Below are 19,148 nucleotides of genomic sequence, written 5' to 3' on the forward strand. Positions count from 1 at the left end.
TTGAATATTTACGATTTTGATGAAACAATTTATGACAGTGACAGTACAAAGGATTTCTATTTTTACTGCTTGAAGAAATACCCTAAAATATTGCTTAGTGTGCCGATTATGGCATGGACATTCTTTTTGTACATTTTGGGAGTTAAAACGAAAACGCAGTTTAAGGAAAAAATGTATAGATTTTTGACATATGTACCTGACATAGACAGTGCGTTAAACGATTTTTGGAATATAAATGAACACAAGGTTAAATCTTGGTACAAGGACAGACAAAAGGACGATGATATAATAATTTCCGCGTCACCCGAATTTTTATTGAAACCGATATGCGAAAGATTGGGTATAAAAAATCTTATGGCTTCAAAGGTTGATAAGCATACGGGATTGTATGACGGTGAAAACTGTTGGGGAGAAGAAAAGGTTAAACGTCTTTATGAGAAATTTCCAAATGCTAAATGTGAGGAATTTTATTCCGATTCGCTTTCCGATACACCGCTTGCCGAACTTGCGGATAAAGCAATGATTATAAGAGGAAATGAACTTATTGAGTGGAATGAGTATAAACCGTCAAAATTAAAAATGTTCTTGTCAAGAGAATTTTTGTCGTTCCTTATTGTCGGCGGAATTAATACGGTGAGCAATGTAATTTTTTCAACAATATATTCATTGTTTATTCCGAATACCACACTTGCATTTTTTCCCGGATATATAACGTCAAATGTGGTGTCGTATTTGCTGAACAGTAAGCTTACATTTAAAGAACGTTTGGGATTTGTTAAGTTTATAAAATTCTTTATATCGTATATTCCGAACTTCATAATACAGACAATTATCGTTTGGCTGTTTGATAATTTCATTCACGGTCCAAGCGTCATCGCTTACGCAATCGCCGCCATTATCGGCGTGCCTGTGACGTTTGTGTTTATGAAGATATTTACGTTTAAGAAAAATGATTGATATTGTAGGGGCGACCATTGGTCGCCTTTTTTGGTGGACGGTAATTCAAAAAAATATTATTCGTAGGGGCGACCATTGGTCGCCTTTTTTGTATGGTTGTTAAAAATATAAAACAGCCACCACTCTGTCACTGCGTGACACCTCTCCTCAAGGAGAGGCTTGTTGGCTCCCATCGAGGGGAGCTGTCAACGCAGTTGACTGAGGGGTGGCTTAAAATTTTATTTCCCTAATTTATAAAAATCATCAAAGAAAGTCGGGTATGACACGCACGCGCAATCGCTGTCGTCAAGTGTTGATTCACCGTCGGCGAGTTGTGCAAGCACTGTAAGGCTCATAGCCATTCTGTGGTCGCCATATGTTTTGAAATCAGCACCGTGAATACTCTTACCGCCGTTTATAATCATACCGTCATCGGTTTCGGTAATATCGATACCGCATTTATTAAATTCGTCAACTACCGCACGAATTCTGTTTGTTTCTTTCACCTTTAATTCCTGTGCGTCTTTAATAACCGTTTGACCGTCTGCAAAAACTGCCGCAACTGCGATAATAGGAAGTTCGTCAATAAGTCGAGGGATAATATCGCCGCCGACTGTTGTGCCTTTTAATGACGAAGAACGCACTGTAATATCCGCAACGGTTTCACCTGCCGAAGTATGTACATTTTCAAGTGTAATATCTGCACCCATATCCTTTAAAACGTCAATAATACCTGTTCTTGTAGGGTTTATACCGACATTTGTTACTGTAATTTGCGAGTTCGGCATAATTGCACCAAGTACCAAAAAGAATGCGGCTGAAGAAATATCGCCCGGAACATCAACATTAACTGCCGTAAGGTCGTTTGTGGGTTTTACGGTAATATCAAGATTATCAACTGTTAAATCCGCACCCATAGCACTTAACATAAGTTCTGTATGGTCACGTGATTTTTCAATTTCGTGAATAACCGTTTCACCGTCTGCATAAAGTCCTGCAAGGATTATCGCAGTCTTAACCTGTGCGGACGCAACAGGCATTTTGTAGTCTATACCGTGCAATTTTGTACCTGTAATATAAAGCGGACAATATTCATTTTCGATTTTTGCACCCATCATTGAAAGTGGTTGTACGACTCTGCCCATAGGACGTTTTTGAATAGACGCGTCACCCGTAATTGACGTATCAAAATTTTGGCCTGCCAAAATACCGCACAAAAGACGTGTCGTAGTACCGCTGTTGCCTGTATAAAGCATTTCATCAGGCTTTAAAAGACCTCTTAGACCGTTACCGTGAACGGTTACGTTTTCACCGTTTATATCTATATCAATTCCCATTTTTCTGAAACAGTCAATAGTTGAAAGACAGTCCGCACCCTTTAGAAAACCGCTTATTTCGGTTACGCCGTTTGCAAGCGAGCCAAGCATAACGGCACGGTGTGAGATTGATTTATCGCCGGGAACTTTAATTTGTCCAACGGCTTTTTTTATTTTCTGAATTACCATTTCTTATCCTCCGTATATTCCCGATAACAAGACAAGGAACATCTTAATTTAGTTATAAAATAATTATATCATAAATAGGATATAAAGACAAGTTAAAATGCGTGGAGGGAGTTATGAAAAAGCAGAGTTTTCTTACCGGTGCGGTAATACTTATGATAGCAAATGCAATATCAAAAATACTCGGTGCGGTATTTAAGATACCTCTTACATATATACTTAACGAGGACGGAATGGCGGTGTTTAATATCGCATTTGAGGTTTACATAATGTTTTTATCGTTTATCATTTCGGGTTTGCCGTTTGCAATATCGAAAATGGTTGCGGAATCAAATTCAAGAGGAGAATACAGTAAAACCCACAGAATAGTGAAAATTTCAACAATATTGCTTGTGTGTATAGGCATTGTCGGAAGTGTCGCGCTTTATTTCGGCTCACCGTTTTTTGCACTTGCAATGAAAGAAGAAAAGGCGATATATGCAATACAAATGATTGCACCGTCAATATTTTTCGTTGCACTCGGTACGGCATATAAAAGTTATTATCAAGGCGTTTCAAATATGATACCGACCGCACTTTCACAAGTAACAGAAGCGATTGTTAAACTTGCGGCAGGATATTATTTAGCTGTACTTTTTTTGAATTACGGCGTTGAAAAAACAGCCGGCGGTGCAATAATGGGTGTAACGGCAGGTGAGATTATCGCAACGGCGATACTTATGATTATGTATTTTTACGGCAGAGATAAAAAGTATGTAAAGTCCGAAAAGAGCGATACTGCGGAAATATTAAAAGAGCTTATGTCAATCGCATTGCCGCTTTTATGTGCGTCGGTGGTGGCGAATGCAATAAATGTGGCAGATACAACGCTTGTGCGGTCAAGACTGCTTGACGGCGGTTTTTCAAGTGATGAGGCAAGATTTTTGTACGGTGCGTACACCGGTTACGCACTTACCGTTTTTCATCTGCCTGTCGGAATACTTGCAACATTGGGTGTAAGCATACTCCCTGTAATAGCCGGAGCGATAGCCGTAAACAACACAAAAAAAGCACAAACCGCGACCGATATAGGAATACGTCTTGCGGTTATGCTTTCAATGCCTTGTGCGGTTATAATGTACTTGATGAGTAATGAAATACTTACTGTATTATTTCATAACAGTTCATCGTCCGCTATGCTTACGGCGATAGCACCGTGCGTTATTATGATGTGTGTGACGCAGATAACGTCCGCGATATTACAGTCGGCAGGGAAAATAATGCTGCCGTTTTTTACGGCACTTTGCGGAAGTGCGGTAAAGCTTTCAATGAGTTGGTATCTTATAGCTATGCCCGAAATTAATATATATGGTTCTGCGATAAGCTCAAATGCAGCATATATTCTTGTAATGATATTAAATTTAATTGCAATTCGTAAATGTTTGAGTTTAAAATTGAATATTACGGCAATAATTATAAAGCCCGCAATAGCGACGGTGCTTATGTTCGGTGTTATGTACATTTCATCGAACTATATTTCGGCGATATTGGGGGACGGATTCGTATATCTTGCCGTAATGTGCGGTATCGGTATGAGTGCGTATGTGCTTATGCTGTTTCTTACAAATGCAATATCGGTTAAAGAAGTACGAAAAATACTTAAAGGATAGACTTGTAAAAAATAATGCGGGGTGATATAATACAAGAGATTGAAGAAAATATGAAAGGGATTTGTTACTTATGAAAAAATATTCTATTGATGATTTACGCGATATAATGGTACAGCTAAGGGGCGAAAACGGTTGTCCGTGGGATAAGGTACAGACACATCAGAGCATAAAGAAAAGTATGATAGAGGAATGTTACGAGGCGATTGACGCGCTTGACAGCGGTGACGACCACGCATTCGCAAATGAACTCGGTGATGTGCTTTTGCAGGTTGTGTTCCACGCAAGAATTGCGGAAGAAAGAGGAGCATTTGACTTTGATGATGTGGTAAACGAAATCTGTACAAAGCTTATTACACGTCATACTCACGTTTTCGGCAAGGATAATGCGGTATCGGCAGAAGAAGCACTTGGACAGTGGGAGAAGAACAAGAAAAAAGAGAAAAATCTTGATTCATATACGGCGATGCTTGAGGACGTACCGCACTATCTTCCGGCACTTATGAGAAGTGAAAAAATACAGAAAAAAGCCGGCAGTGTAGGTTTTGATTGGGAAGAAACAGAACCGATATATGATAAGATTGCGGAAGAAACGGCGGAAGTTAAAGAGGCGGTTAAAAACGGTAATGCTGATGAAATCGAAGAAGAATACGGCGATTTGTTGTTTGCGGTAGTGAATTTGGGACGTCATTTGAAGGTTACACCTGAAATTGCACTTACAAAAGCATCTGATAAATTCGTAAATCGTTTCAAGGAAATGGAAGAAAAAGCAGTTTCGGACGGTAAGGATATGGCAGAACTTTCGGCAAAAGAGCTTGATGAATTATGGGAATTTGTAAAAAAGGCATAAATCTGCGAAAAAAAATAGGTGAAATTGGCTTAAAATGGTGCAAAGCTATTGACAGAACTGAAAAAATGTAATAGAATTAGTCAATGAACAGCCGATTAACAAAATTATGAAAAACGGCTGAATGAAACTTTTGAAAATTTTAGGAGGAAAAATCATGAACAAAACAGAACTTGTAGCAGCAGTAGCTCAAAAGGCTGAACTATCAAAGAAGGACGCTGAAAAGGCAGTTGCAGCTGTAACAGCAGCTATTACAGACGCTCTATGTGCAGGTGATAAAGTACAACTTGTTGGTTTTGGTACATTTGAAGTAAGAAACAGAGAAGCAAGAACAGGTAAGAACCCTCGTACAGGCGAAGCTATTCAAATCGCTGCATCAAAGGTTCCTGCATTCAAGGCAGGTAAGGCTCTTAAGGACGTTGTAAACAACTAATTTAAGCGGTTTTATGATTTTATTACAGGGGTGTCGCATATGCGGTACTCCTGTTTTGTTTTTCAAAAGGTAATTAGAATTTTCTGAATTTAATAAAAAAGGGAGAATAATATATGAGAATAGATAAATATTTAAAGGTTACACGACTTATAAAAAGACGTTCGGTTGCAAACGAGGCTTGCGACCAAGGCAGAATAACCGTAAACGGCAGAGTGGTAAAGGCATCATATGATGTCAAGGAAAATGATATTATCGAAATCAAGATGGGCGAAAGAATTATAAAAGTACAGGTTATGGCGATAGCCGAACACGTTTTGAAAAATGACGCGTCATCACTTTACAAGCCGTTGTCATAAATTAAAAACGAGGGACATATATTTAGTCAGAAACTAAAATCAGATTAAATATATGGAGGCGGTTTAAATGGCTCAAATGTCTAAAATCGAAAAAAGTATTTCTGAAAGCTTTGCGGAAAAGGAACACTCAATATCGCTTGTGAACAGGTCTAAAATGTCGCTTTCCGGAGTGAATGACGTATCTGAATTTTCGGACAGTCAGGTTATGCTGAAAACAAGTATGGGCGGACTTTGTATAAAAGGTAAAAATCTAAGTATAAATCAGCTTAATACCGATACGGGAATGCTTGACGTTAAAGGCGAGATACATTCGATACAGTATGTAAACAAAGGCAAGGACGGATTTTTTGCGGGTCTGTTCAAATGATAAGCCGAGAAGTATATGTATTTCTTGCGATGATTATATGCGGCGGTGCGCTGGCGGTTGTATTTGATATGCTCAGGGCAATGCGAATGGTTTTAAATCCGTCTGCGGTAATAGTTTCTGCAAGCGATATATTGTTTTGGATATTTGCGGCATTTGTCATAAGTGCGGCGGCGTGGAATTTCAACAGCGGAATATTTAGATTTTACGAACCGCTTGGGATAATTTTAGGCACTGTTTTCTACTTTTTGCTGTTTAGTAAATGGATTTTAAAGCTTTTTTTGTTTATATTTGAAAATATTTTGAAATTTACTAAGTTTATTTTCAAAATACTCTTGACACCGCCGAAGTTTTTGTATAAAATTTTAATAGTGCCTATAATTGGAGTTATAAAAAATAAACGACGGAAAGGTCATGATACCCATGATGAATGAATACAAAAACTTAATAATAAATTTTGTAAAGGAACATCAAAAGGGACTAAAAATAGCATTACTTGTATTTTTGGTAGGCGGAATGATATTTAAAGGTCTTATGCAAATTCCGCAGATAAATGCAAGTAAAGCGGAAGTTGCAAAGCTGACAAACCAAATCGAATACGAACAGGAACGTCAGAAGGAAATTGAAGAATTAAAAGGCAAAGTTAATACCGATGAGTACATAGAAAAAATGGCGAGCGAAAAACTTGGTTTAATAAAGAGCAACGCTAAGGTTTTTGTGGACGTATCAGGTGAACAACAATAAACAGAGAGGAAAAACAAAATAATATGGTTTCAGTAGGTAGTATATTAGAGGGCAAGGTTGTAAGTGTAATGCCGTTCGGTGCATTCGTGGATATCGGAAATAAACAGTCCGGTCTTGTTCACATATCCGAACTTTCTTCAAGATATGTTAAGGATATAAATGACTGCGTAAAGAAAGGCGATACTGTAAAAGTAAAGGTCATCAAAATTGATGAGTCGGGAAAAATCAGTCTTTCAATGAAACAGGCAGAAGAAAAAAAGGAAAGAGCTCCAAGACACAGACAAGAGAACAAAGGTCCTATACGTCCTGCTGATATAGATTGGAGTGCGTCATCATCGGACAGTTTGTCGTTTGAAGATAAACTTTCAAAGTTCAAACAGGACAGTGATGAAAAAATGCAGACATTAAGACGTAATAACGATTCAAAGCGTTCAGGCGGCTACAGCAGAAAGAACACTCATTCATTTTAATAGAATTTTGTAGGCGGAAAGGGTATTTTCCGCCTATTTTGCTATAAAAGCAAATAAGGAGATTCAGATGGAATTATTGAAAAACAACAAGAGAATATTTCCGCTTATTGGTGCGATTATAGTTTTTATACTTTCTTTTTCTGTACTTTATATGGGTGATAATATCGGACTTTCCGATAACGGCGATTTCAGGAGAGTACTGCTTGTAAATAATATGGAATATGAAAATGACAGCAATTATTATTATCTGTTCAAACAGGATTATAAGATGAAAGTCGAGGGCGCGGAATTTTGGGACAAGATAACGTATCTTTGTGAGTCTAACAACGAAGAAGATATATATTCATCACCGCAGTTTATAATCATAAAAGCGTCTAAGGTTATGAACTTTGTCGCAAACAAAATAACTTCGCGTGATGAAACAACATACAATATTGCGTATTTGGCATTTATATACATACTTATGCTGTCAACGGCGGCATGGGGAATATTTACGTTTTTTGCGGATGAACCGAGAAAAATGCAGATAGCTGTATTTCTGATATTTATATTTATATTTTGTGACGCGGGGTATTTGCTGTACTTCAATTCGCTGTACGGAGAACCGCTGCAATACGTGTCGCTTATGATACTTATTGCGTTGGGGCTTTTGATATACAAACGACCGACTATACCGAAAATAGCTTGCTTTTTTGTGGCACTGTACTTTTTCGCAGGTTCAAAACTTGCGAATGTGCCGTATTCGGTTATAGTTTCGGTGCTTGCACTTTCTTTTGCGTATTTGCGTAAGGGCAAGCTTTACAGAATCGGCGTGCTTATATGCGTTATTTTGGCGGCGGTTTGTATAACGAATTTGTATATGAGTATTCCGTCATGGATGCACTATGATACAACGTATCAGTCGGTATTTTTCGGTGCGGTCAAGGAAAGTGAAACGCCCGAAAAGGATTTAAAACAGCTAGGTATTGACGAAAAGTATTTACCGCTTGTTAATACTCATGCTTATATGGGTGACGGTGAATATCCGATTGATATAACAACAGACGAATTTCAGCACGATTTTTACGACAGAATATCAAAAGCGAATATTGTGTTTTTCTATTTAAGACACCCTGTAAGGTTCGTAAAGAAAATCGCTTTTTCGATAGAAAACGCGTCATGCTTGAGACCGCTTAATTCGGGTAATTCAGAAACGGTACTAATGCAGTATTCAAACCGTTTCAGTTTGTGGAGTAACCTGCGAGTGGCGACAAAGTTTTTGTATAATCCGTATATCGTGTTTGCAATGGCGATTATAATGACGTTGTATGTTATATTTGTACACATATATCTTGTTAAAAATCATAAAGAAACCGATGAAAAAAGGTTGTATATGATTATGGCAATGTATGTGCTTATAGTCGGATTGTGGATTAATATGTGTCTTCCGATTGTCGGAAACGGTGAGGCGGATATTATGAAACATATGTTCCTTTTTGCAAATTGTATGGACGTGCTTTTTGCGGTAATTATTTTAGGAATAGTAAATATGCAGCTGCGTAACAGGATTGCATCGATAGCGGCACTTGCCGTTGCGGTAGGAGTATTGCAGATTGAGCCGCCTAAGGAAACTATTGAATTCGGAACATATAACGGTCAGCCGCTTAAGTGGGAAGTAATGCAGGAATATGATGACGGCAGTAAGGTTATTGTTACCAAGGATTGCGTTACCGAAAGAATTTTTGATGACGAAAATAATATGTGGGAAACAAGCGATTTAAGACAGTGGCTTAATTCCGACTTTATAAGCGAGTTCACAATGGACGAACTTGCAAGAATTGAGCCGAAGGAAAACGAAGTTATGCTTACTTATAACGACAGAGGACTTGCGGTGAGCGGTGATCATACTCATTATTGGAGTGCTACAAGAAGTGAGGTTGCAGACCTTTCGGAAAGTGCGTATAAGTATTACGTTGATGATATGGTTTATATTCCGACACTTGATATGATGAAAACGATAGATGTACGCGGTTCGTATTGGATTTTATGCCCATACGGCTATAATGACAAAATGCAGAGATATATGAAGAATGACGGGTTTATTCTTCATACAAACGTAGATAATATAGATGGAGTGCGTGCGGCAGTAAGAATAAAAGCGGAGTAAATACAGAGGTAACATATATGAAAAATGAAATGAATTTGACAATGCTCACGGATTTTTATGAGTTTACAATGATGAATGGCTTTTTTGCCGAGGGATATAAGGATAAAATTGCATATTTCGATATGTTTTTCAGACGAGTTCCCGAAGACGGCGGTTTTGCCATAATGGCGGGCGTTGAGCAGATTATTGAATATATAAAAGAGATTAACTTTACAGCGGAAGATATTGAATATCTTCGGAGTAAAGGAATTTTTAAAGAGGAATTTCTTAAATATTTGGAGAATTTTAAGTTTGAATGTGACGTATGGGCAGTGCCTGACGGTACACCGATATTTCCTGGCGAGCCGATTATTACGGTAAGAGGTCCTGTAATACAGGCGCAGTTTGTCGAAACGATGATTTTGCTTACGATAAACCACCAGAGCCTTATTGCGACTAAGGCAAACAGAATTGTAAGAGCCGCACAGGGCAGAGCTGTTATGGAGTTCGGCTCAAGACGCGCTCAGGGTTACAGTGCCGCAACTATCGGTGCAAGAGCCGCGTATATAGGCGGTGTTGCAGGTACGGCTTGTACTATTTCCGATGAACTTTACGGAGTGCCGGCACTTGGAACAATGGCACATAGTTGGGTACAGCTTTTTGACAGTGAATATGAGGCGTTTTATGCGTATGCGAAGAATTATCCGACAGGCTGTACTTTGCTTGTTGATACTTATAATGTGCTGAAATCGGGTATACCGAACGCAATTAAGGTTTTTGATGAAGTATTAAAACCCATGGGAGCAAGACCTAAGGGTGTAAGAATTGATTCGGGCGATATAACGTATTTGTCTAAAAAGTGCCGTAAAATGCTTGACGACGCAGGTTATCCGGATTGTCAGATAGTTGCGTCAAATTCACTTGACGAGTATATAATTCGTGATATGCTTTTGCAGGGTGCTAAGATTGATATGTTCGGTGTGGGTGAAAGACTTATAACGTCTAAGTCAGAGCCTGTATTCGGCGGTGTGTATAAACTTGTGGCGGTTGAAGATAATGACGAAAATATTATTCCGAAGATTAAGATTAGTGAAAATGTTGTAAAGATTACAACACCGGGATTTAAACAGGTGCATAGATTATATTCAAAGAGCGACAGCCGTGCGATTGCGGACGTTATTACAATGCACGGTGAAACTATCGATAACAACAAACCGTACACAATATTTGATCCCGAACATACGTGGAAGAAGAAAACTGTTACGGACTTTTATTCACGAGAATTGCTAAAACCTATATTTGAAAAGGGTAAGTGCGTGTATGAATGTCCCGACCTTAATGTACTTCGCGAATATTGTAAAATGGAGATTGACGGACTTTGGGACGAGGTTAAGAGATTTGAAAATCCTCATACTTATTACGTTGATTTGTCGGAGAAATTGTGGAATTTAAAGCATACAATGCTTGAAGAATATCAAGATTGACAGAGGTTAAGAAAATAATGGATACGAAATTATTTCATACAGATGATAACGAAATTGCCGAGGCTGGCGAAATATTGAGAAACGGCGGACTGGTCGCATTTCCGACTGAAACAGTTTACGGTTTGGGTGCGTCAGCTTTTGATTCGGACGCAGCTAAGAAAATTTATGCCGCAAAGGGCAGACCATCCGATAATCCGCTTATAGTGCATATATGCGATAAAGGGCAGATAAAAGATATTGCGGAGGAAATACCGGAAAGTGCAAAGAAAGTTATAGATAATTTTATGCCGGGACCCGTGACAATTATTTTAAAGAAAAAATCGGTTGTACCCAATGATGTTACGGCAGGACTTAATACTGTTGCAATACGTTTTCCGTTACATGAAACGGCTCAGAAACTTATAAAAGCGGCAGGTGTTCCGATTGCCGCACCGAGTGCAAATCTTTCGGGAAAACCGAGTCCGACAAAGGCAAAGCACGTTGTAAAGGATATGACGGGAAGAATTGACGCTATAATTGACGGTGGCGAATGTAATGTGGGTGTGGAGTCGACAATCGTTGATTTTACAGGTGAAAAGCCGGTTATATTAAGACCGGGCGGCGTGACGTATGACGATTTGAAAGGCATAGGTCTTGACGTTGAAATAGATAAAAATATATTACATTCCATTGCGGCAGATGAAGTGCCGAAATGTCCGGGTATGAAGTATAAACATTATGCGCCTAATGCGGAAGTAACCGTTGTTGAGGGTGAAAAAGACGCGGTGCAGAGTAAGATAAAGGAACTTCTTGAACAGACTGAGGGGAAAGTAACGGGAGTGCTTACAATGTACGGTGCAGTGTATGATAAAGCAGTGATGCTTTCGGCAGGAAGTACAAATAAAGAGTATGCAAAAAACTTGTTTGCGGCATTGCGTGAATTTGATGAACTTGGCGTTGAAGTGGTATTTGCCGAATTTTCCGAAAAAGACGGCTACGGACTTGCAGTGAAAAACAGATTGTATAAAGCGGCGGCTCAGAGAGTAATCCACGTCTAAAACCGAAAAATCGCCCACAGCACCACTTTTGCTTGGGGCGGTACAATTAGTAGGGGCGATCATTGGTCGCCCGCAAGAAACACCCCACAGTCGACGTTGTCGACAGCTCCCCTCAATGGGAGCCTTGCGGAAATTAGCGAATACCCAAAAGCCTCTCCTTGAGGAGAGGTGTCACGAAGTGACGGAGTGGTGGCATGGCGGTACAATATGTAGGGGCGATCATCGGTTGCCCGCAAGAAACACCCCACAGTCGACGTTGTTGACAGTTCCCCTCAATGGGAGCCTTGTGAAAGTCAGCGAATACCAAAAAGCCTCTCCTTGAGGAGAGGTGTCACGATAGTGACGGAGTGGTGGCAAAGCGAGATACGTAGAGGCAATCATCGATTGCCCGAACAAGTGTGGTGGCATACCAAAATACGAAAGGAGATACGAAATTTATGAATATATTATTTGTATGTACAGGCAACACGTGCCGAAGTGCGATGGCGGCAGCGATAATGGACAAAATCGCTGTTGAAAACGACCTTGATGTATTTATCGAATCAGCCGGAATATTTGCCGAGGACGGTCAAGGTGCAAGTGAAAATGCGATTAAAGCACTTATGAAATACGGCATAGACTTATCAGGCCACAGAACACAGCCTGTAACGGAGGACCTTATAAAGCAATGCGATTTAATCCTAACAATGACAGAGGGACACAAGCAAATACTTGAGCCTTTGGCAAAAGGCAAGGTATACACATTACTTGAATATGCAGGTTCAAGCGGTGACATATCCGATCCTTACGGCGGTGACCTTGAAGAATATGAAGAAGTTGCACAAGAGATTTATGACGCGCTTGTAGACGTTGCGGAAAAAATCGCAGATATGCAAAGTAAAAAGTGATATGAAAAATATTACGATAACACGAATGACAGATGATGACGTTTCGGAAATTGCGGAGCTTGAAAAAAAGTGCTTTGCAGTTCCGTGGTCGGAAAAATCTTTTCGCGACGAAATGCAAAACAAACTTGCGGTGTATTTTGTCGCAAAGGATAACGGTAAGTGTATCGGCTATGCAGGGTTTTGGAACGTGTCGGGTGAGGGTGATATAACAAATGTCGCGGTACTTCCCGAATACAGAAAAAACGGAATAGGCAGTATGCTTATCAGTGAAATGATAAAAACAGCCGTTACATTAAAGCTGGAGCTTTTAACTCTTGAAGTCCGCAAAAGTAATATAGCGGCACAAGGGCTTTACAAAAAATACGGTTTTGATATAATAGGCGAGAGAAAAAGATATTACAGTGATAACGGTGAGGACGCTTGGATAATGACGAAAAGCTTTGAACCGTGTGAGGAGTGATAACGTGCTTATACTTGGAATTGAAAGTTCATGTGACGAAACTGCGGCAGCTGTCGTAAAAGACGGCAGAGAGGTTTTGTCTAACGTAATAAATACGCAGATAGCATTGCATAAAAAATTCGGCGGTGTTGTACCGGAGGTTGCGTCAAGACGACACATTGAAACGATTGACGCGGTTATAGACGGGGCATTGGAGGAGGCAAACGTAACATTTGACGATATTGACGCGATTGCGGTTACATACGGTCCGGGTCTTGTCGGTGCGTTGCTTGTCGGAGTATCAACGGCAAAAGCACTTGCGTTTGCACTTAACAAACCGCTTGTGCCGGTACATCACATAAAGGGACACATAATGGCTAATTTTGTGGCACACAAAGATTTAGAACCGCCGTTTGTATGTCTTGTTGCGTCAGGCGGACACAGTCATATTGTGAGCGTTGAGGATTACACGCATCTTGAAATAATGGGCAGAACACGTGACGATGCGGCAGGTGAGGCGTTTGACAAAATAGCTCGTGTGCTTGGTTTGGGTTATCCGGGCGGTCCGCTTATTGATAAACTTGCCAAAGAGGGTAATCCGAAAGCGGTTGATTTCCCACGCGTGAGAATGGATAAAAATTCGCTTGATTTCTCATTCAGCGGTGTTAAAACAGCGGTCATAAATTATCTTCACAAACTTGAACAAAACGGTGAAGAATATAATAAAGCCGACATTGCCGCAAGCTTTCAGGATGCGGTTACGGACGTTTTGTGTGAACACACGATAGAGGCGGCAGAACAGAAAAACAGCAAGATTATCGCACTTGCAGGCGGTGTTGCGTCAAACAGTGCGTTGCGTGAAAAAATGACAAAACTTGCAGGCGAAAAGGGCATAAAAGTTGTATATCCGGAGCCTATACTTTGTACGGATAATGCAGTAATGATAGCCTGTGCGGGATATTACGGTTATCTTGAAAAGAATTTTGCGGATATGACGCTTAATGCGATACCGTCACTTTCATTATAAGGGGACACTAAAAACAGGGACACTAAAAGGAATATTGAATATGGAAAAATTATTTGTTGATTTAGGAAAAAAATCATACGATATACTTTTTTCGGATAGCTTTAACGGCTTTGCAAAAGCAATGTCGGATATAAATGCACCGAAAAAATTACTTGTTGTAACGGACAGTAACGTAGAAAAACTATATGCCGACGAAGTAAACGATTTACTTATAAAAAACGGCTACGATTCAAAAATATACGCATTTACGGCAGGTGAAGAAAACAAGGGTATGGATACAATACTCGGCATATGCGGTGCGTGTATCGAACACGAAATGGACAGAAAAAGTATGATTGTTGCACTTGGCGGCGGCGTGGTAGGAGATATGGCAGGATTTGCCGCGGCAATATTTATGCGCGGTATTGATTTTGTGCAAGTGCCTACAACACTACTTTCACAGTCGGACAGCTCTGTCGGCGGAAAAACAGGTATTGACTTTATGGAAAGCAAGAATATTTTAGGTGCTTTTCATCAGCCGAAACTTGTGTACATAAATGTGGCAACTTTGAAATCACTTCCGAACGAACAATTCGTTTCGGGTATGGGAGAGGTTATCAAGCACGGAATTATAAGAGACAGCGAGTTCTTTGATTATATCGAGAAAAACAGCGACAAGATAAAAACACTTGACAATGAAACGCTTATAAAGATGGATAAGATAAATTGTTCGATTAAGGCTGACGTTGTTGAGCAGGACGAAAAAGAAAACGGACTTCGTGCAATTCTCAATTTCGGTCATACAATCGGTCACGCGGTCGAATCGGCATATGATTTTAAGATGACTCACGGTGAGTGTGTCGGAATCGGTATGGTCGGTGCATCGTATATTGCGTATAAACGAAATATGATTGATGAAAGTACATTAAATCGTATTGAGAACGTACTTGATATGTACGGTTTTAAAATTCGCGTTGATTTGCCTGAAAAAGAGGTTGTTTACGGCTATATGCAGAAGGACAAAAAGAAAATTGCAGGTAAATTAAAATTTGTTTTGCCGACAAAAGTCGGCGAGGTTATGCAGACGACTGATGTTTCAAAGACCGAAATATTCGCTGCATTCGATTATATTACAAAATAAGGAGATTATATATGCTTTGGCTTATTATTGCGGTGCTTATAATTATAGCCGATCAAGCGGTAAAATACTTGGTTGTTTCGGGTATGAATGTAGGCGATACCGCATTTTCGATACTGAATTTATTTGATATAACATATATTCAAAATAAGGGCGCGGCATTTTCATTACTTTCGGGAAAACTCTCGCTTTTGAGTATTATTTCGGTTGCATTTTGTATCTGTGCGGTAATATACTGGATAAAGAAAAAGCCGACACATCCGCTTTTGTGTACATCGATTACAATGATGTTTGCGGGTGCATTCGGCAATGCAATAGACAGAATTTTCAGAGGTTTTGTTATTGACTATATACAGACGTCATTTATAAACTTTCCGGTATTCAATATTGCCGATATAGGTATAACAGTCGGTGCGATATTGCTTGTGGTTTATTTTATTTGGTTTGATAAAGAGGATAAAAATGCAGACGTTAAAAATTAATGCGGCAGAGAAAAACAAAGGCGAAAGACTTGATAAATTCATTGCAGACAATTCGAATATTTCGAGAAGTTATGCGGCAAAATTATGCGAGGACGGTTTTGTGCTTTGCGGAGAAAAACAGCTTTTAAAGAAATATAAGATTTTGGGTACGGAGGAAATAACGATAAATGTACCCGAACCCGAAGAACTTTCTATTGAGCCTGAAAATATACCGCTTAATATCGTATATGAGGACAGTGATGTTATTGTTGTGAACAAACCGCAGGGACTTTGCGTTCACCCTGCACCGGGTAACGAGAGCGGTACGCTTGTAAACGGTCTTGTCTACCATTGCGGTGACGAACTTTCGGCAATTAACGGTGTGATCCGTCCAGGGATTGTGCATAGAATTGATAAGGACACGTCGGGACTTTTGATAGTCGCAAAAAATAATGAGGCACATTTGAAGTTGTCGGAACAGCTTAAAGAACGCAAAGCGATGCGTAAATATGTTGCACTTGTAAACGGCAATATAAAAGAGGACAGCGGCACAATAAATAAGCCTATCGGCAGAAATCCGTCTGACAGAAAGAAAATGGCTGTTGTATTCGACGGACGTGAGGCGGTTACGCATTTTAACGTACTTGAACGGTTCGGACAATATACACTTGTCGAATGTATCCTTGAAACAGGCAGAACACATCAGATAAGAGTGCATATGGCGTCAATCGGTCACAGCATAGTAGGCGACCCGCTTTACGGAATTAAAAAAGAAAAGTTCAATTTAAACGGTCAGTTGCTTCACGCAAAAACGATTGGTTTTGTACACCCGCGGACAGGCGAAATGATGGAATTTACAAGTGATATACCGGAGTATTTTGAAAATGTACTCGAAAAGTTGAGAAAAAGATAAACTTTTAATAAATACACTTGCAATTTAGTGACGAAAAAGGTATTATAATATTATATAAAGTTTTAGGAGTGATTACATAATGTTAGAATTGTGTGTTATTTTCGGCGGACAGTCACCGGAACACGAAATTTCAAGAAAATCGGTTACATCGGTTTTAAATAACCTTAATAAAGATAAATACAATATTTCAACAATAGGAATTACAAAAAACGGTGCATGGTATCTGTACACAGGTGACTATGCAAAGATTGAAAGCGGAGAATGGGAACAGGATACGGAAAACAAGAAGAAGGCAATTCTTTCTCCTGATGCAGAGGATAAGGCTATACTTGTTTTTGACGGCGATAAGGTTACGAAAATTCATCCTGACGTTATTTTCCCTGTACTTCACGGTGAGTTCGGCGAGGACGGAACAATTCAAGGTCTTTTTGAACTTTCGGGAATACCTTATGTCGGTATGGGCGTAATGGCGTCTGCAAACGGTATGGATAAGACTTCATCAAAAATCGTGTTTGCAAGTGCAGATATTCCGCAGGCTGATTGGGTTGTTGTAAATAAAACAGACAACTTTGAAGATAAGATGGATGAAATCGAAAACAAGCTTGGTTATCCTTGCTTTGTTAAGCCTGCAAGAACAGGTTCGTCTGTCGGAGTGGGTAAGGCTCACGACAGAAAAGAATTAAAAGCCGCACTTGAAAATGCCGCACAGTTTGACAGAAAAATACTTGTAGAAGAAAATATCGACGGTCATGAGGTTGAATGTGCCGTACTTGGTAATGAGGACGTAAAAGCCGCAACAGTAGGTGAAATTATGCCGACTGTTGAATTTTATGACTTTGACGCAAAGTACAACGACAACTCAACAGAACTTCAAATTCCTGCCGATCTGCCTAAGGAAACAATCGAGCAAATCAGAGAGTATGCCGTAAGAGCGTTTAAGGCACTTGACGGCAGCGGACTTTCAAGAGTTGACTTTTTTGTTAAGCACAGTGACGGAAGTGTTGTATTAAATGAAATCAACACACTTCCGGGATTTACAAACATAAGTATGTATCCGAAACTATGGGGTGCTGTCGGTATAGAATACAGCGAGCTTTTAGACAAACTTATCGAGCTTGCGGAAAAGAGAGTAAAATAATGGATAACAAATGTATAGGTGTTTTTGATTCAGGACTTGGAGGACTTACTGCCGTAAAGCAGATAATAAATGAGTTACCGAAAGAGGACATTATATATTTTGGTGATACGGGCAGAGTTCCTTACGGCTCGCGTTCAAAAGAAACGTTGCTTAAATATACAAGAGGTGACATACGTTTTCTTAACACATTTGATGTGAAAATTATAGTTATCGCTTGCGGAACTGCAAGTTCTGCGGCATTGCCTGCGATTAAGGACGAATTTGACGTGCCGATTATCGGCGTAATTGACGCGGCTGTTTATGCGGCGGTAAGAGCGACAAAGAACAAGAAAATCGGCGTTATAGGTACGGCGGGAACAATCAAAAGCGGTGAATACGAAAAGCAGATAAAGGCATATGACAGCGAGATGCAGACTTTTGCAAAGGCTTGCCCTATGTTTGTACCGCTTGTTGAAAACGGATATTTCGATACGGAGGTTACGAGAATTATCGTGGCGGAATATCTTGAAGAAATAAGAAATCAAGGTGTTGATACACTTATTTTGGGCTGTACGCATTATCCTTTGATTGAAAAGGTTATAAGAGAATATATGGGTGATGACGTTACACTTATAAATTCGGGCGCAGAGGTTGCAAAGTATTTAAAAAAGAAACTTACAAAAGAAAACCTTTTGCATGACGGCAAGTGTGACGAAAATCAATACAGATATTATGTAAGCGATGATATATCAAGCTTTGAGGAGCTTGGCGGAATTTTCCTTGAAAGAGAAATTAACGGACAGGTGAATAAGATTGACATTGAAAAATACTGATAACGAATATCGTATAACGGTCAGCAACAGACAGACGATTGATTCGGAAACCGACACAATAGAAGAAACGGCTTACGGAAATTACACCGAAAAAAACGGTAAGCAGTATATAACGTACAAAACAGAAAATGACGGAGATAAAATTTCGTCTATGATAAAAATAGACGGCAACGAGATACTTATAAAACGTACGGGAAGTGTAAATTCGTCAATGACGTATAAGGTTGATACAAAGAAAGAGTTTTTGTATCATTTGCCTTACGGCACAGTGCCGATGGAGATTGAAACGCAAAGAATAGTATCAAAACTTGACGAGAACGGCGGAACTATCGAGCTTGTTTATACACTTACGGTACAGGGCGAAAAATATTTTAACGATATGAAAATAACGGTAAGTAAGAGGTAGAGCA

General features: G+C 39.6%; 22 protein-coding genes. 21 read left to right on the top strand and 1 reads right to left on the bottom strand.

From position 1 onward, the window contains the following. A complete protein-coding gene (locus LKE05_RS05920; protein WP_308456239.1) occupies positions 1-957 on the top strand; it encodes an HAD-IB family phosphatase in 957 nt (318 codons plus the stop codon). 218 nt (positions 958-1,175) lie between these two features. On the opposite strand, the gene aroA is transcribed toward LKE05_RS05920, so the two are convergent. Next, the gene (gene aroA, locus LKE05_RS05925) at positions 1,176-2,441 is read right to left on the bottom strand and encodes a 3-phosphoshikimate 1-carboxyvinyltransferase (protein WP_308456240.1); all 1,266 of its coding nucleotides are present in this window, start codon (positions 2,439-2,441) and stop codon (positions 1,176-1,178) included. Between the two features lie 113 nt (positions 2,442-2,554). Here aroA and LKE05_RS05930 point away from each other — a divergent pair, with 113 nt between their 5' ends. The 20 genes from LKE05_RS05930 to LKE05_RS06025 all read left to right on the top strand — a co-directional run bounded on the left by LKE05_RS05930 (position 2,555) and on the right by LKE05_RS06025 (position 19,144). Then, the gene (locus LKE05_RS05930) at positions 2,555-4,087 is read left to right on the top strand and encodes a putative polysaccharide biosynthesis protein (RefSeq protein ID WP_308456241.1); all 1,533 of its coding nucleotides are present in this window, start codon (positions 2,555-2,557) and stop codon (positions 4,085-4,087) included. Positions 4,088-4,157: 70 nt separating this feature from the next. Next, positions 4,158-4,934: a nucleoside triphosphate pyrophosphohydrolase gene (gene mazG / locus LKE05_RS05935; protein ID WP_117966902.1), complete on the top strand. Its 777-nt coding sequence runs from the start codon at positions 4,158-4,160 to the stop codon at positions 4,932-4,934. Positions 4,935-5,088: 154 nt separating this feature from the next. Next, positions 5,089-5,364, top strand: coding sequence for a non-specific DNA-binding protein Hbs (gene hbs / locus LKE05_RS05940; RefSeq protein ID WP_022230727.1), 276 nt, complete (start codon positions 5,089-5,091; stop codon positions 5,362-5,364). A gap of 113 nt (positions 5,365-5,477) precedes the next feature. Then, the gene (locus LKE05_RS05945) at positions 5,478-5,720 is read left to right on the top strand and encodes an RNA-binding S4 domain-containing protein (protein ID WP_117966899.1); all 243 of its coding nucleotides are present in this window, start codon (positions 5,478-5,480) and stop codon (positions 5,718-5,720) included. Positions 5,721-5,787: 67 nt separating this feature from the next. After that, positions 5,788-6,087, top strand: a complete 300-nt coding sequence (yabP, locus tag LKE05_RS05950) for a sporulation protein YabP (RefSeq protein WP_308456242.1) — start codon at positions 5,788-5,790, stop codon at positions 6,085-6,087. Beyond that, positions 6,084-6,518 carry a spore cortex biosynthesis protein YabQ gene (yabQ, locus tag LKE05_RS05955; RefSeq protein WP_308456243.1) on the top strand — a complete coding sequence of 145 codons (435 nt, stop codon included), beginning with the start codon at positions 6,084-6,086 and terminating at the stop codon, positions 6,516-6,518. The genes yabP and yabQ overlap by 4 nt, the downstream gene beginning before the upstream one ends. Then, on the top strand, positions 6,508-6,828 hold the full coding sequence (locus tag LKE05_RS05960) for an FtsB family cell division protein (RefSeq protein ID WP_308456244.1): 321 nt from the start codon (positions 6,508-6,510) through the stop codon (positions 6,826-6,828). The genes yabQ and LKE05_RS05960 overlap by 11 nt, the downstream gene beginning before the upstream one ends. Before the next feature lie 23 nt (positions 6,829-6,851). After that, the gene (locus LKE05_RS05965; RefSeq protein WP_022230732.1) at positions 6,852-7,298 is read left to right on the top strand and encodes a S1 RNA-binding domain-containing protein; all 447 of its coding nucleotides are present in this window, start codon (positions 6,852-6,854) and stop codon (positions 7,296-7,298) included. 67 nt (positions 7,299-7,365) lie between these two features. After that, a complete protein-coding gene (gene wsfD, locus LKE05_RS05970) occupies positions 7,366-9,444 on the top strand; it encodes a glycan biosynthesis hexose transferase WsfD (protein ID WP_308456245.1) in 2,079 nt (692 codons plus the stop codon). Positions 9,445-9,461: 17 nt separating this feature from the next. Further along, on the top strand, positions 9,462-10,907 hold the full coding sequence (locus LKE05_RS05975; protein ID WP_308456246.1) for a nicotinate phosphoribosyltransferase: 1,446 nt from the start codon (positions 9,462-9,464) through the stop codon (positions 10,905-10,907). 17 nt (positions 10,908-10,924) lie between these two features. Continuing rightward, positions 10,925-11,944, top strand: coding sequence for an L-threonylcarbamoyladenylate synthase (locus tag LKE05_RS05980; RefSeq protein ID WP_022230735.1), 1,020 nt, complete (start codon positions 10,925-10,927; stop codon positions 11,942-11,944). Between the two features lie 437 nt (positions 11,945-12,381). Continuing rightward, entirely contained in the window at positions 12,382-12,831 is a 450-nt protein-coding gene (locus LKE05_RS05985) for a low molecular weight protein arginine phosphatase (RefSeq protein ID WP_022230736.1), read from the top strand. A 1-nt stretch (position 12,832) separates the two neighbouring features. Then, complete coding sequence (gene rimI / locus LKE05_RS05990; RefSeq protein ID WP_308456247.1) at positions 12,833-13,291, top strand: ribosomal protein S18-alanine N-acetyltransferase; 459 nt, start codon at positions 12,833-12,835, stop codon at positions 13,289-13,291. After that, entirely contained in the window at positions 13,281-14,297 is a 1,017-nt protein-coding gene (gene tsaD, locus LKE05_RS05995; protein WP_308456248.1) for a tRNA (adenosine(37)-N6)-threonylcarbamoyltransferase complex transferase subunit TsaD, read from the top strand. Before rimI ends, tsaD begins: the two co-directional genes overlap by 11 nt. A gap of 40 nt (positions 14,298-14,337) precedes the next feature. After that, positions 14,338-15,417: a 3-dehydroquinate synthase gene (aroB, locus tag LKE05_RS06000; RefSeq protein WP_308456249.1), complete on the top strand. Its 1,080-nt coding sequence runs from the start codon at positions 14,338-14,340 to the stop codon at positions 15,415-15,417. An 11-nt stretch (positions 15,418-15,428) separates the two neighbouring features. Continuing rightward, on the top strand, positions 15,429-15,896 hold the full coding sequence (gene lspA / locus LKE05_RS06005; protein ID WP_022230740.1) for a signal peptidase II: 468 nt from the start codon (positions 15,429-15,431) through the stop codon (positions 15,894-15,896). Continuing rightward, the gene (locus LKE05_RS06010) at positions 15,877-16,788 is read left to right on the top strand and encodes an RluA family pseudouridine synthase (protein WP_308456250.1); all 912 of its coding nucleotides are present in this window, start codon (positions 15,877-15,879) and stop codon (positions 16,786-16,788) included. Before lspA ends, LKE05_RS06010 begins: the two co-directional genes overlap by 20 nt. 76 nt (positions 16,789-16,864) lie before the next feature. Next, positions 16,865-17,926 (top strand): D-alanine--D-alanine ligase family protein, encoded by a 1,062-nt coding sequence (locus LKE05_RS06015; protein ID WP_308456274.1) that lies wholly within the window; start codon positions 16,865-16,867, stop codon positions 17,924-17,926. Continuing rightward, positions 17,926-18,738: a glutamate racemase gene (gene murI, locus LKE05_RS06020; protein ID WP_117967945.1), complete on the top strand. Its 813-nt coding sequence runs from the start codon at positions 17,926-17,928 to the stop codon at positions 18,736-18,738. Before LKE05_RS06015 ends, murI begins: the two co-directional genes overlap by 1 nt. Further along, entirely contained in the window at positions 18,719-19,144 is a 426-nt protein-coding gene (locus LKE05_RS06025; RefSeq protein WP_022230744.1) for a YwiB family protein, read from the top strand. The genes murI and LKE05_RS06025 overlap by 20 nt, the downstream gene beginning before the upstream one ends. Positions 19,145-19,148: the final 4 nt, after the last annotated feature.

Source organism: Hominilimicola fabiformis (assembly GCF_020687385.1).
Lineage (GTDB): Bacteria > Bacillota > Clostridia > UBA1381 > UBA1381 > Hominilimicola > Hominilimicola fabiformis.